Here is a 12,663-nt window from a genome sequence, read left to right as displayed (position 1 = left end):
CGGTGGAGAACCCGTTCGGCACAACGAGTTCGGACTGGCGTGTTCAGACGAGCTTGCCGAGGAACTCGCGGGTGCGGTCGTGCCGCGGCGCGGCGAGGACCTGGTCGGGCGGTCCCTGTTCGACGATGCGGCCCGCGTCGATGAACACGACGTGGTCGGCGACCTCGCGGGCGAAGCCGATCTCGTGGGTGACCACGATCATCGTCGTGCCCGCGGCGGCCAGGTCCCGGATGACGGTCAGCACCTCGCCCACCAGTTCGGGGTCGAGCGCGGAAGTGGGCTCGTCGAACAGGATCAGCTCTGGCTCCAACGCCAACGCCCGCGCGATCGCGACCCGCTGCTGTTGGCCGCCGGAGAGTTGACGCGGGTAGGCGTCGATCTTGTCGGCTAGGCCCACCTTCGTCAGAAGCTCCTTGGCACGCGCGATGGCCACCTGCTTGGGGACGCGCTGGGTGACCACAGGGGCCTCGATGACGTTCTCCACGACCGACAGGTGTGGGAACAGGTTGAGGCTCTGGAACACGAACCCGATCCGGGACCGTTGGCGCAAGATGGCGCGCTCACTCAGTTCGCGGAGCCTGCCCTTGTGCAGCCGGACGCCGATGAGCTCACCGCGAACGGTGACGTAACCGCTGTCCAGAGGCTCAAGGTGGTTGATCGCCCGGAGCAGAGTGGACTTCCCGGAACCGGACGGTCCGATGATCGCGGTGACCTGGCCCGCCTGGGCTGTGAAGTCGACCTCGTCCAGGACCCTGTTGGTGCCGTAGGACTTGACCGCGCCTCTTACGTTGACTGCCACAGTCATCGTGCCACCCCCGTAGTGCGCAGACGGGACCTCAAGCGCTGGAACGGAGTGGGCGGCACGGTCCGTAGTGCGCCGCGGGAGAAGTACCGCTCCAGGTAGTACTGCACGACCGACAAGAGGCTGGTGAGGACGATGTACCAGATCGTGCCGACCATCAGCAGCGGGATGATCTGACCGCTGTTGATGCTGGCCTGGCTCTGCACGACGCCGAACAGCTCCAGCAGCGAGGTGATGTAAACGACCGAGGTTCCCTTGAGCAACCCGATGAGCTGGTTGGCGTAAGCGGGAATGATCGCCCTAGTGGCTTGCGGAAGGATGATCCTGCGGTATTGACGGCCCTTCGGTAGACCCAACGCGGACGCGGCTTCCAACTGGCTCTGGTCAACGGAGATGATGCCGGAACGCACGATCTCCGCAGCGTAAGCGGCTTCGTTGAGACTAAGACCGAGAACGGCGACCATGTAGAAGCTGAGCAGGTCGTTGGCGCTGAACTCCACAAACGACGGACCGAACGGAACTCCGAGGCTGAGGGTCGCGTAGAGGGCGGTGATGTTCGCCAGGAACAGCAGCAGCACGATCAACGGGATCGACCGGAACAGCCAGATGTAGGCCCACGCCACCGATTGCAGCACCGGGTTGCGCGACAGGCGCATCAACGCGAGCACGATCCCGCCGAGAAGTCCGAAAACCGCGGACAACCCGGTGAGCTGCAAGGTGAGCAGCAGCCCCTCGACAACCACCGGACGGGTGAACCAGTAGCCGAACGCGTCCCACTGGAAGGCATCGTTGGTGGTCAGCGCGTGCGCAGCCTGGGCGAGCAGCACCAGCACGACCGCGCTCGCCACCCACCGCCACGGATGGCGCAACGGGACGACCCGGCGCGACTCCAGTTTGTCGACCAGGTCGTCCGTGGTTTCTTCGGTTTCTTCGGTTTCTTCCACGGCTTGCGGTAACTCGGTTTCCTGGGATGGCTTCGGTGGGGACGAGGAAGTCACGGGAGCTCCACGGATTGGTGCGCGGTGGACGCGGCAGATGCTAGGTCTCCCGAGGCGGCGGGGAACCGGTGTTCAGCATGTGAGAGCCATGATCGTCTGGTGGACAACCCCGGCGGGGAACCGGAAACTGAAGGGAAACCGACCGATGGTCCACAGTGGACCGGCCGAGCCGGATCGGGCTGGGAGGTGTTTCGCCGTGGTCGCCGATGTCGTCGTGACCGGGGTGTCGACCACGGCCGGGTCCCGTTGGCGGCACTCGCCGACGCGGTGGCCGGGGCGGGAAGCCCCGGCTCGTTCGTGCCCGCGGGCGAGGCGAGCGAGCGGTGGCCGGGGATCCGGCTTCGCTGACCACGCGCCGACCGTTACGACTATCGTTCGCGCGACCACCGTTCCGTCGCTTGTGTCCATCTCTGTTGGACGGCGTGATCACCCTCCCGCCACTCGGGCAGCTAGCCGCGTTGCGGGACTACGCGCGGACATGGCTACCTGGCGTCGATCCCGACACCTTCACCCCGATCAGCTGCACCTACACGACCACTACGAACTCGGACTTCATCCTGGACCGGGTAGGGCCAGTGGTGGTGGGGGCGGGCTTCTCCGGTCACGGCTTCAAGTTCCTCCCGTCGGTGGGTGAGGTCCTGGCCGACCTCGCCACCACCGGCAAGCGCCCGGCGGCCCGGTTCGCGCTCTGAAACCCCTGGTCACCGGGGGTGGTTGTCGGTGGAAGGCGATAGTGTTGCGGCATGTATGTCTCGCGGGTCCGGCTGGTGAACGTCCGGGGCTTCCACGACGGCCGCACCGTCGACCTGGACCTGCGCAGGCCGGACAACAGCTACGCCGGGTGGACGGTGTTGGCCGGGCGCAACGGTTCCGGCAAGACGTCGTTGCTGCGCGGGATCGCGTTGGCCGTCGGCGGGCCCGCCGCGGCGCGGACGCTGGTGGCGGACTTCGACAACTGGATCTCGGTCGGCAAGGCCAGCGCGACGGCGGCCGTCCAGCTGACCTTCGACCTGAGCTTCGAGCGGTTCAAGAAGGGCCGCCCACCGGAGCGGCCGTTCTGGGCGGGGCTGCGCTGGACGGCGGCGGACGCGGAGGACACCGCGTGGGCCAGGCGGCCGGTGCAGCCGTCGCTGGAGGACCACAGCGAGGACGGCCGGGCGAAGACGGCGCCGCGCAACGGGCCGTGGCACGACAACCCGTCCGGCTGGTTCTGCGCCGCGTACGGGCCGTTCCGGCGGCTGGTCGGCGGCACCGGTGACGTGCAGCGGCTGATGCTGGGCGCGGGCAGCGTCGCCAGGATGGCCAGCCTGTTCCACGAGGACGCGTCGCTTGCCGAGGGCGTGGCGTGGCTGATCGAGCAGCACCTGCGGGCGCTGGAGCGGCGGGAGGGCGCGCGGTACCTCAAGGAGTCCGCGCTGCGCATCCTCGGCGACGGCCTGCTGCCCGACGACTACCGGATCAACGAGGTCGACTCCGAGGGCCTGTGGGTCTCCGACGACGGCCACCGGTTCCCGCTGCGCGAGATGAGCGACGGCTACCGGACCGTGGTGGCGCTGGTGGTCGACCTGCTCAAGCAGCTCTACGAGAGCTACGGCGACCTGCGGCTCGACGACGAGGGCACGGTGGTCGGGGTGCCGGGGGTGGTGATCATCGACGAGATCGACGCGCACCTGCACGTGTCCTGGCAGAAGCGGATCGGCGAGTGGCTCAAGCAGCACTTCCCGCAGGTCCAGTTCATCGTGACCACGCACAGCCCGTACATCTGCCAGTCGGCCGACCCGGCCGGGCTGATCCGGCTGCCCGGCCCGGACCAGGACATCAGCCCGCAGACCGTCGACGGGGACCTGTGGGAGCGGATCGTCTACGGCACCGGGGACGACGCGGTGCTCTCGGACCTGTTCGGGCTCGACACCGCGTACTCGAAGCGGGCGATCCGGCTGCGGCACCTGCTGGTGGAGCTGGAGCTGAAGGTGCTCGACGGGGTGGCCGACGAGCAGGAGCGGATCCGCTACCGGGAGCTCAAGCAGATGCTGACCAGCTCACCGTCGGCCAGGGTCACCGAGGTGGCCGCCCGGCTGATCGCCGGTGACGAGCAGCGATGATCCGGTTGGAGCGGCCGCCGGTCTCCGAGGAGCTGGCGGAGTCGTTGCAGCGCGCCACCGACGGGGTGCGGGCGGTGCCGCGCAAGGAACAGGCCGCGAAGGCCAGGACGCTGTGGAAGGCGCGGGCGCAGCTGCGGCAGTCGATCGGCGCCCGATTACGCGAGTTCGCCCCCGGCCGCGAACGCTGCATGTACTGCGGCGACAACCAGGGCACCGACATCGACCACTTCTCGCCGGTAGCGCTGACTCCGCTGTTGGCCTTCGCGTGGCGCAACCACCTGCTGGCCTGCTCGGTCTGCAACAGCCACCACAAGCGCGACCAGTTCCCCCGCGACTCCCGGGGCAAGCCGCTCTTACTGGACCCGACGGTGGACGACCCGTTCGAGCACTTGGCCCTGTCACTGACGTTAGGTCGATACCGGGCTCTTACCGAGCGCGGGGAGGTGACCGAGCAGGTGTGCGGGCTCAACCGGGACATCCTGACCCGCGGGCGCCAACAAGCCCGCACCACCCTCGGCCTCCTGTTCGGCCGCTGGGACACCGCCGAACGCGCCGCCGACACCGACACCATGGACCTCGTCGTCCGCACAGTCCGCGAACAACCCTTCGCCGACGTCGTCCAGGCCATGCTCCGCTACAGCACCCGCCCCGGCGCCCAGGAGATCTTCTCCGACCAACCCGACCTGCTGGCCGTCCTGCTGCGCCCCGACCTCCGCGCCCGCCTGACCACGCGCTAGCGCTTGCGAACCAGGCTGACGCCGTCGCGGACGGGGAGGACGGTGACGTCTACTCGGGGGTCGGTGGCGATGTGGGTGTTGGTCTCGCGGATGGCGGTGACGGTGTCGTTGGTGGCGGTGGGGTCGGCTACGCGGCCGCCTTGGAGGACGTTGTCCAGGACGAGGAGGGCGCCGGGGCGGAGGCGGGGGACCAGTTCCTCGTAGTAGGAGACGTAGCCCTTCTTGTCGGCGTCGATGAAGGCGAAGTCGATGGTCTGGTCGGTGGGGAGGGACTGGAGGGTGTCCAGGGCGGGGGCGATGCGCAGGTCGACGCGGTCGGTGAGGCCGGCGCGGTCCCAGTAGCGGCGGGCGATCTTGGTCCACTCCTCGCTGACGTCGCAGGCCAGGAGGTGGCCGTCGATGGGCAGGCCGCGGGCGATGCAGATGGAGGAGTAGCCGGTGAAGACGCCGACCTCGACGGCGTACTTGGCGCCGGTGAGGCGGACCAGCATGGTCAGCAACTCGCCCTCGTCGTGGCTGATCTGCATCTGGGCGGCGTCGGGGAACTCGGCGGCGGTCTCGGCGGCCAGCTCGCGCAGCAGGTCATCGGGCTGGGTGGAGTGGGCCAGCAGGTAGTCGCTCAGGGCCGGGGAAACGATGTCCATGGCCGTCATCTAAGCCGAACGCGGTCGTTAGGTCACCGATAGTGTTCGAAGGCACTCACGATGCGCGCGCGGTCGGCGCCGTTGGCCAGCAGCAACAGCAGCAGCACCCGTGCCTTGGCCGGGTCGAGGAAGCCCGCGTGCACCAATCCGCGGTCGAGCAGGTCGCGTTCGGAGCCCGGGTAGCCGTAGGTGTGCCGTAGGACTGGCCCAGATCCGGTACGCGAAGCGAGCACGACCGGCACCCGCGCGGCCAACTCGGACACGATCGGCACCATCCCAGCGGGCACGTGCCCGGCACCGAGACCCGCCAGCACGATCCCGTCGAAGGCAGGGCCGCCGAGGCGTAGGAGTTCACCGTCGTCGCCGAGCGCGACCGTGACTAGAGCGACCCGGAGGTCGGACACAGCGGCGGCAGCAGGCAGGTGAAGAGGCACTCGGGGTGTGCCGCGCAGCCTGGGCTCACCTTCGACGACCAGCCCTAGAGGACCGAACCCGGGCGAGACGAACGCGGCCGTGCTGCTGGTGTGGCCCTTGCGAACGAACCGAGCCCCGTGCACCTCGTCGGACATGACCACCAACGCGCCAAGTCCCCGCGCGGTGTCAGAGGCCGCGACACGGATAGCGGCGAAGAGGTTCGCGGGACCGTCCGCGCCCGCGGAAGTGGGGTGACGCATCGCGCCGGTAACCACAACGGGGACCTCGGAGTCGATGGTGACGTCGAGGAAGAGCGCGGTCTCCTCGATGGTGTCCGTGCCGTGCGTGACCACGACACCGGCCGCACCCGCGTCGATCTCGGCCTGCACGGTCGCCGACAGCGCCGCCAGGTCCCCGAACGACAACGACGGACTCGGCAACGACCGCAGCCCGCACGCGGTGATCTCCAGCCCCAGCTCGGCCAACCCGGGCACGGCCGCGATCAGGTCCGCCGCGTCCAGCGCCGGGACCACCCCGCCAGCCGCGCTGGGAGCCATGGCGATGGTGCCGCCCATGCCGATCACCGCTACCCGCGTCACGGATCCTCCACCAAGGTCGCTGGGCGGCAGATCCGGGTGTCTGCGCACAGGCAATGGTGATGGTCGCACCCGACGCGGTGTTTTCCACGGTTGTGTGCGTCACGATCAGCCCAGCAGGTCGAGCATCGCCCCCCACGGCGCGGTGGGCTCGTCCTCGACGATCACACAGCCCGCGGCCCGGAGCGTGTCCAGGTGCGGGGTGTACATCGGGTGGGCGCGTTGGGCGGGGTTGGCCTGCGGCCGGATGACGACGGGCAGGCCAGGGGTGCCTACTGCCTCGGCCAGGGCAGTGAGGGCCTGGTTGTCCTGTATGCCGAGCGCGAGTTTCGCCAAGGAGTTGGCGGTAGCCGGAACGAACAGGAACGCGTCCGGCACCCGGTAGGGCTTAGGTTCGCTGGGCAGCCGAGGGTGGGTACGCACCGGCAGCGGGGTAAGAGCCTGCAAGCGCGCGGTCTCCCCCGCCTCGGCCATCCAGCGGCCCGCAGTGGGAGTGAAGGTGATGGCCAGATCCCAGCCCCTGGCCGCCGCGGGCTCGGCCAGTTCGCGGCGCAGGCGCTGTTCCAGACCACCACCCGCCGCCGCGACCAGGCCCAGGATCATCGGCGCAGCAGCGCGCAGAACATGGCGTCGGTGCCGTGGCGGTGCGGCCAGAGCTGCACGTGCGGGCCCTCGCCGAGCCCGGGCATGCCCTCGGGGAAGCTCTCGCGCGCGTCGAGCACCGTGGCACCGGTGGCGCGGACCACCGCCGAGACGACGCCCTCGGTCTCCGACAGGTGCGGCGAGCACACCACGTAGGCCACCACCCCGCCCGGCCGGACCAGGCTCAACGCGCTGGTGAGCAGCTCGCGCTGGATCTTGGTGAGATCGCCGACGTCCTCCGGCATCCGGCGCCAGCGGGCCTCGGGCCTGCGGCGCAGCGCGCCGAGTCCGGTGCACGGGGCGTCGACGAGGACGCGGTCGAAACTGCCCGCGAGGCCGGGTTCGCGGCCGTCGGCGACGTGGACGGTGACCGGCAGGCCCTGGGTGATCTGCTCGACCAGCTTGGCCCGGTGCGGCGTGACCTCCACCGCGTCCAGCGTGCCGCCGTTGATGGCGACCAGTGAGCCGAGCATCGCCGCCTTGCCGCCGGGACCGGCGCACAGGTCCAGCCAGCGGCTGTCGGCGCCCTCGACCGGCACGCGCGTCAGGGCGACGGCGCACAGCTGGCTGCCCTCGTCCTGCACGCCCGCGAGGCGCTCGCGGATCGGTTCGAGGTCGCCCGGGTCGCCGGAGCCCGCTTCGAGGCGGACGCCGTAGGGCGAGTACGGGGCCGGGTCGCCGCCGGTCATGGCGGCCAGTTCCTCCGCGGTGACCTCGCCGGGTCGCGCGGCCAGGTGCACCTCGGGGCGCTGGTCGTCCGCGGTGAGCGCGGCCGCCAGCTCGTCGCCGGTGGAGCCGAGGGCGTCGGCGAAGGCGCGGGCGATCCAGCGCGGGTGGCTGGTGCGGGCGGCGAGGTGCCCGATCGGGTCCTCCTCGACCTTCGGCGCGATGATCTCCAGCCAGCCCGCCTCGTCGTGGTCGGTGACCTTGCGCAGCACGGCGTTGGCGAACCCGGTGACCCGGGGGCCGAGGTCGGCCCGCACCAGGTCCACAGTGGACGCGACGGCGGCGTGCGCCGGGATCCTGGTGCGCAGCAGCTGGTAGGTGCCCAGGCGCAGCGCGTCGAGCAGCACCGGCTCGACCTTGTTCAGCGGTCGGTCCACGCACTCGGCGAGGATCTCGTCGAGCAGCCCCCACGCGCGGCACGTGCCGTAGGCGAGTTCGGTGGCCAGAGCGGCGTCACGACCGGTGATGCGGCGTTGGCGCAAGAGCTTCGGCAGCACCAGGTTGGCGTAAGCGTCGTCGTTGCGCACCGCGCGCAGGACGTCGAGCGCCGTGCGGCGGGCCGGGTCGTCGATCGGTGGGCGTTCCGGCGTCGCGGGCCTGCGCGGCGGGTGCGCGCGGCTCGGTCGTGACGGTCGGTGTGCTCGCTTGCCTGGCTGGGTCATCCCACTCGCTCCCCGGGCTCGATCCTGGTGCCGCGGGCCCAGTCGGTGGCCTGCATGCGTTTCTTGCCCTGTGCCTGGACCTCGCCAAGGCGCACCGGCCAACTGGCGGTGCCGACCAGGACCCGCTTGCGCTCGACGAGCAGCTCACCGGGGGCCAGGGTCGTGTCGGACTCGGCGCGGGTGACCGGGCCGAGCTTGAGGCGTTCGCCCCGGAAGTCGGTCCAGGCGCCCGGGTCCGGGGTGACCGCGCGGACCAGGCGGTCCACGGCGAGACCGGGGTGGGTGAAGTCCACCCGCGCGTCGTCGACGGTGATCTTGGCGGCGTGGCTGACCCCGTCGGCGGGCTGCTCGACGGCGGAGAGCACGCCATCCGCGATGCCGTCCACAGTGGACAGCAGCAGTCCCGCGCCGGACTCGGCGAGCCGGTCGAGCAGCACGCCCGCGGTGTCGTCGGGTCGGATCGGCTCGGTGAGCACGCCGAAGACCGGTCCCGCGTCGAGTTCGCGGACGATGCGGAAAGTGCTGGCGCCGGTGATCTCGTCGCCGTGCCGGATCGCGGCCTGCACCGGGGCGGCGCCACGCCAGGCGGGCAACACCGAGAAGTGCAGGTTGACCCACCCGTGCGGCGGGATGTCGAGCGCGGCCTGGCGCAGCAGCGCGCCGTAGGCGACGACCGGGCACAGGTCGGGGCCGATCTCGCGCAGCCGGTCGAGGAAGACAGGGTCGGACGCCTTGGCCGGGGTAAGGACCTCGATGCCGTGTTCGTCGGCGAGCGCCCCTACCGGGGACCGCGACGTGCGCTGCCCGCGCCCGGCGGGGGCGTCAGGACGGGTGACGACAGCGGCGACCTCGTGGCGCGACGCGATCAACTCCCGCAGCGCCGGTAGCGCCACCTCCGGCGTACCGGCGAACACCAACCGCATCAGCGGGCACCGAACAGCGGGTGCGGGCTCTGCTTGAGCGAGGGGACGGCGCCGTCGAACCACTCGGCCTGCCGGATCTCCTTCATGGCCTGCTTGCGGGTGTCGTCGTCGAGCCGGTCGAGGAAGAGCACGCCGTCGAGGTGGTCGGTCTCGTGCTGGATGCACCGCGCGAGCAGGTCGCTGCCCTCGATCTCGATGGGCTCACCGTGCATGTCGAACCCGCGGGCGACGACGTTGCGGAGCCTGCGGCAGTCCCAGGAGAAGCCGGGGATGGACAGGCAGCCCTCGGGGCCTTCCTGGACCTCCTCGTCGAGCGCGGTCCACACCGGGTTGACCAGGTGGCCCTCGACGCCGTCGCAGGCGTAGGTGAACACCCGCAGGCCGACCCCCAGCTGCGGGGCCGCGAGACCGGCGCCGCCCTCGTCGCGCATGGTGTCCCGGAGGTCGCGCACCAGGTTGTGCAGCTCCCGGTCGAAGTCGACGACCTCGGCGGCCGGGGTGCGCAGCACGGGGTCGCCGAATAGCCGGATCTGCTGGACGGTCACACGTCTCCCCTGCGGGCTCGGAACGAGGTTCGGTCGGACCAGTCTATTCACCCGGCACCGGCGGTGGCCGGGGGCATCAGATCAGGTCGAGCGGGTCGAGCTGGACGCGCAGCGGGTCCGGGTCCTTTCGGGCCGTGCGGACCGCCTGGGCCTTGGCCAGGACGGCGGCCAAGTCGCGGCCGTGTGGGCGGTCGACGCGGATCAGAGCCCGCTCGCGGCTGTCAACGGATTCCGGGTCCCCCAGCGGTACCGGGCCTAGGACCTCACCAGTGGGCGGTAGCGGCAGGTCCGCCAAGAAGCGTGCGACAGCGTTGGGTGAGCCGTCCACTGAGGCCATGCGGACCGCGGGTGGGAAGCCGAGTTCGGTCCGGGCAGCCAGTTCGACGGTGGCGTGCCATACGGGGTCCCAGCGGACTAGAGCCTGGACGGGGGCAAGAGTCGAGTCCGCGAGAACGACGACGCGGCCGCCATCGGTGCCGGGACGAACCAGCGCGGCCGCGGTCATCCAGCGGCGCAGCGCCTCTTCGGCTGCCCTGAGGTCTACGCGGCCGAGCAGCGCCCAACCGTCGAGCAGCAGCGCCGCGCCGTAGCCCCCCTCGGCCACAGGTTCGGCGCCCGGGGTAGCGACTACGAGCGCTGGTTTGGCGTCGACACTCGCAAGGACCTCCTTGGCACCGGAGGTGCGGACAGGAATGCCGGTGAAAGCGCGTCCCAACTCCTCCGCCGTCCGCTTCGCGCCGACGACGGCGGCCCGCAGGCGACGGGAACCGCAGTTCTGGCAGCGGAAGTTGGCCTCGGTCGCCGCGCACCACCGGCAGGCGGGTGAGCGGGCCTCGCCACCGGACTGCGGGATGCCCAACGGTCCGGCGCACCGGCGGCAGCGGGCGGGGGCACGGCACTCCTGGCAGGTCAGCGCGGGCACATAGCCCCGACGCGGCACCTGCACGAGCACCGGATGACCGGCGGACAGCGAGGCCCGCGCGGCGTCGAAGGCGACCGAGGGGACGCGGGCGGTCCGGGCAGCCGGGTCGCGGGCCAACTGGGAGTCGTGCTCGCCGATGGCCGTCACCCGCGGAGCGGCAGCGCGCAGTTCGGGGCGGGCGGCGACGATCTCCGGCGCCCACCCGGTGTCCACGAGCAGTTGGGCCTCGGCGGTCCTGGCGATGCCCGCGACCAGCATCGCGGCGCCGGTGCGGGTGGCGCGCTGGATCAATACGTCGCGCACGTGCGGGTAGGGCGAACGCTGGTCGGAGTGCTGGTCGTCGCCGTCATCCCATACGACAAGAACCCCGGGATCGGCGACAGGCGCGTAGGCGGTCGCGCGGGTGCCTACGACGATCCGGGCGACGCCCCGACGAACGGACAGCCAGCCCCGGTAGCGCTTAGCCGGTCCTAGATCCGCGGATAGCGCGACAACCGCGTCCTCCCCTGCCAGCGCCACACACGCCGCGCGCACTCGGGCAACGTCCCGGTGGTCGGGTACGACGATGACGGCGCCACGGCCAACGGAGGCGGCGCTAGCGGCTACTTCAGCCAAACGCGTGGGCCAGTCCTCCCCCGGTAGGGCCTGCCACACCGCGTGGGCCTGCCTGCCTGCCTGCAACGCGTCGAGGAACGCGGCCCCACGCGGGTAGCGCGCCCACCCGGTCGGGTCTGGCGCTGCCGGAGCGGCGGCGGGCTCAACGGGCTCCTCGGCTTCCACACGCGCGTGCCGTGGCGGGACAGCGAAGCGCAAGACGTCGATCATCGTGCCGCCATAGCGGTCTGCCACGGCACGGCAGAGTCCAGCGACCTCGGGAGAGAGAACCGGCTCCGGCGAGACAACCTTGTCCAGGAACAACAACCGGCTGGTTTCGAGGTCGGATTCCGCGACCCGCTCAGCGACGAACCCGTCTGTCAGCTGCCGGTTGAACCGCACCCGGACACGACAACCCGCCACGACCTCGGCGTCGAGCTTCTCCGGCACGAGGTAATCGAACGTGCGGTCCAGGTGGGCCAGGGGGGCGTCCACCCAGACCTTCGCCACCGGCAGGTCAGGGGCAGCGGCCTGCCGCCCCTTGGCAGGCACCTGCGGTTTCGACGCCGCGACCGGCTTGGAGGCCACAACGGGGACCGCGACATCGAACAGCGCGTCGGGGTCGGGTTCGGACATAGTGGCTGGTCTACCAGACTCTCAGTCCGACCGATCCTGGTGGTACGAGGCTCGGCCATAGTGGCTGGTCTGCCAGATCTCAGTCCAGACGGTCCTGGTGATACGACGCGTAGAGGGCGACGATCTCGGCGCGGTCGCCGGTCTCGGCCTCCTCGCGGATGCGGCGGTTGAGGCCGACGGGGTAACCGTGCTTGATGAGGCGCCTCTCGCAGGCGTCCTCCATGAACGACAACGAGAAGTACAGCCCGGTGACGTAACCGGCGGCCACCATCGAGAACCGCAGCGATAGCGGTCCCGGTACTAGAAGCAGCAACCACAGCGGCGCGAACAGCACCATCACCCGCGCGAAGTGCCGCAGGACCCAGGTGCTGGCGGTCAGGTCCCACAGGACCCAGGAGCGGTACCGGTCAGCGAGAGTGCCACCGACCGCGTACCACAGCCAACGAGCGGGGTCGGGTCGCTGGAAGTGCACGCCGTGGATCGTAGGTGCCCACATAAGAACATCACCTCTCCCCCACGGATTACCCAATGGGGAAGAGGTGATGCTGACGAAAGCTCTTACGCGCCCGCGGCGGTGCGCAGGTCGTCGACCCGGTCGGTGCGCTCCCACGGGAGGTTCAGCTCGGGGCGACCGAAGTGGCCGTACGCGGCGGTCTGCGCGTAGATCGGGCGCAGCAGGTCCAGGTCGCGGATGATCGCGGCCGGGCGCAGGTCGAACAC

General features: G+C 70.5%; 14 protein-coding genes. 3 read left to right on the top strand and 11 right to left on the bottom strand.

All coding sequences use genetic code 11. The annotated features are described in order from the left end of the window. Nucleotides 1-43: 43 nt before the first annotated feature. Together CLV68_RS33105 and CLV68_RS33100 are read right to left on the bottom strand one after the other, a co-directional pair. Nucleotides 44-805, bottom strand: coding sequence for an amino acid ABC transporter ATP-binding protein (locus CLV68_RS33105; RefSeq protein WP_121394983.1), 762 nt, complete (start codon nucleotides 803-805; stop codon nucleotides 44-46). Next, a complete protein-coding gene (locus tag CLV68_RS33100; protein ID WP_121394982.1) occupies nucleotides 802-1,746 on the bottom strand; it encodes an amino acid ABC transporter permease in 945 nt (314 codons plus the stop codon). The genes CLV68_RS33105 and CLV68_RS33100 overlap by 4 nt, the downstream gene beginning before the upstream one ends. A gap of 476 nt (nucleotides 1,747-2,222) precedes the next feature. Here CLV68_RS33100 and CLV68_RS33095 point away from each other — a divergent pair, with 476 nt between their 5' ends. From CLV68_RS33095 to CLV68_RS33085, 3 genes are read left to right on the top strand one after another with little or no spacing between them, the layout of a single operon-like run. Continuing rightward, nucleotides 2,223-2,492, top strand: a complete 270-nt coding sequence (locus CLV68_RS33095) for an FAD-dependent oxidoreductase (RefSeq protein WP_246010253.1) — start codon at nucleotides 2,223-2,225, stop codon at nucleotides 2,490-2,492. 51 nt (nucleotides 2,493-2,543) lie between these two features. Beyond that, nucleotides 2,544-3,902, top strand: a complete 1,359-nt coding sequence (locus CLV68_RS33090; RefSeq protein WP_121394980.1) for an AAA family ATPase — start codon at nucleotides 2,544-2,546, stop codon at nucleotides 3,900-3,902. Then, a complete protein-coding gene (locus tag CLV68_RS33085; RefSeq protein ID WP_211346866.1) occupies nucleotides 3,899-4,639 on the top strand; it encodes an HNH endonuclease family protein in 741 nt (246 codons plus the stop codon). Before CLV68_RS33090 ends, CLV68_RS33085 begins: the two co-directional genes overlap by 4 nt. On the opposite strand, the gene CLV68_RS33080 is transcribed toward CLV68_RS33085, so the two are convergent. The 9 genes from CLV68_RS33080 to CLV68_RS33040 form a co-directional block, all read right to left on the bottom strand. After that, entirely contained in the window at nucleotides 4,636-5,283 is a 648-nt protein-coding gene (locus tag CLV68_RS33080; protein WP_211346865.1) for an O-methyltransferase, read from the bottom strand. The genes CLV68_RS33085 and CLV68_RS33080 overlap by 4 nt on opposite strands. 32 nt (nucleotides 5,284-5,315) lie before the next feature. Beyond that, complete coding sequence (locus CLV68_RS33075; RefSeq protein ID WP_246010252.1) at nucleotides 5,316-6,296, bottom strand: asparaginase; 981 nt, start codon at nucleotides 6,294-6,296, stop codon at nucleotides 5,316-5,318. Nucleotides 6,297-6,401: 105 nt separating this feature from the next. Next, the gene (locus CLV68_RS33070) at nucleotides 6,402-6,896 is read right to left on the bottom strand and encodes a flavoprotein (protein ID WP_121394977.1); all 495 of its coding nucleotides are present in this window, start codon (nucleotides 6,894-6,896) and stop codon (nucleotides 6,402-6,404) included. After that, entirely contained in the window at nucleotides 6,893-8,323 is a 1,431-nt protein-coding gene (locus CLV68_RS33065) for an RsmB/NOP family class I SAM-dependent RNA methyltransferase (protein WP_121394976.1), read from the bottom strand. Before CLV68_RS33065 ends, CLV68_RS33070 begins: the two co-directional genes overlap by 4 nt. Continuing rightward, nucleotides 8,320-9,246, bottom strand: coding sequence for a methionyl-tRNA formyltransferase (fmt, locus tag CLV68_RS33060; RefSeq protein ID WP_121394975.1), 927 nt, complete (start codon nucleotides 9,244-9,246; stop codon nucleotides 8,320-8,322). Before fmt ends, CLV68_RS33065 begins: the two co-directional genes overlap by 4 nt. Then, nucleotides 9,246-9,791, bottom strand: a complete 546-nt coding sequence (gene def, locus CLV68_RS33055; RefSeq protein WP_121394974.1) for a peptide deformylase — start codon at nucleotides 9,789-9,791, stop codon at nucleotides 9,246-9,248. Before def ends, fmt begins: the two co-directional genes overlap by 1 nt. Before the next feature lie 76 nt (nucleotides 9,792-9,867). Beyond that, nucleotides 9,868-11,943: a primosomal protein N' gene (locus tag CLV68_RS33050; RefSeq protein ID WP_121394973.1), complete on the bottom strand. Its 2,076-nt coding sequence runs from the start codon at nucleotides 11,941-11,943 to the stop codon at nucleotides 9,868-9,870. Between the two features lie 79 nt (nucleotides 11,944-12,022). Beyond that, nucleotides 12,023-12,415 (bottom strand): DUF5313 family protein, encoded by a 393-nt coding sequence (locus CLV68_RS33045; RefSeq protein WP_246010251.1) that lies wholly within the window; start codon nucleotides 12,413-12,415, stop codon nucleotides 12,023-12,025. Nucleotides 12,416-12,501: 86 nt separating this feature from the next. Then, nucleotides 12,502-12,663: methionine adenosyltransferase domain-containing protein (locus CLV68_RS33040; protein WP_170224734.1), on the bottom strand; the 162-nt coding region annotated here is incomplete at its 5' end.

It is taken from the genome of Actinokineospora cianjurensis (assembly GCF_003663795.1).
GTDB lineage: Bacteria > Actinomycetota > Actinomycetes > Mycobacteriales > Pseudonocardiaceae > Actinokineospora > Actinokineospora terrae.
Note: the sequence above shows the minus strand (reverse complement) of the source record. Positions and strands in the feature narration are given on the sequence as shown.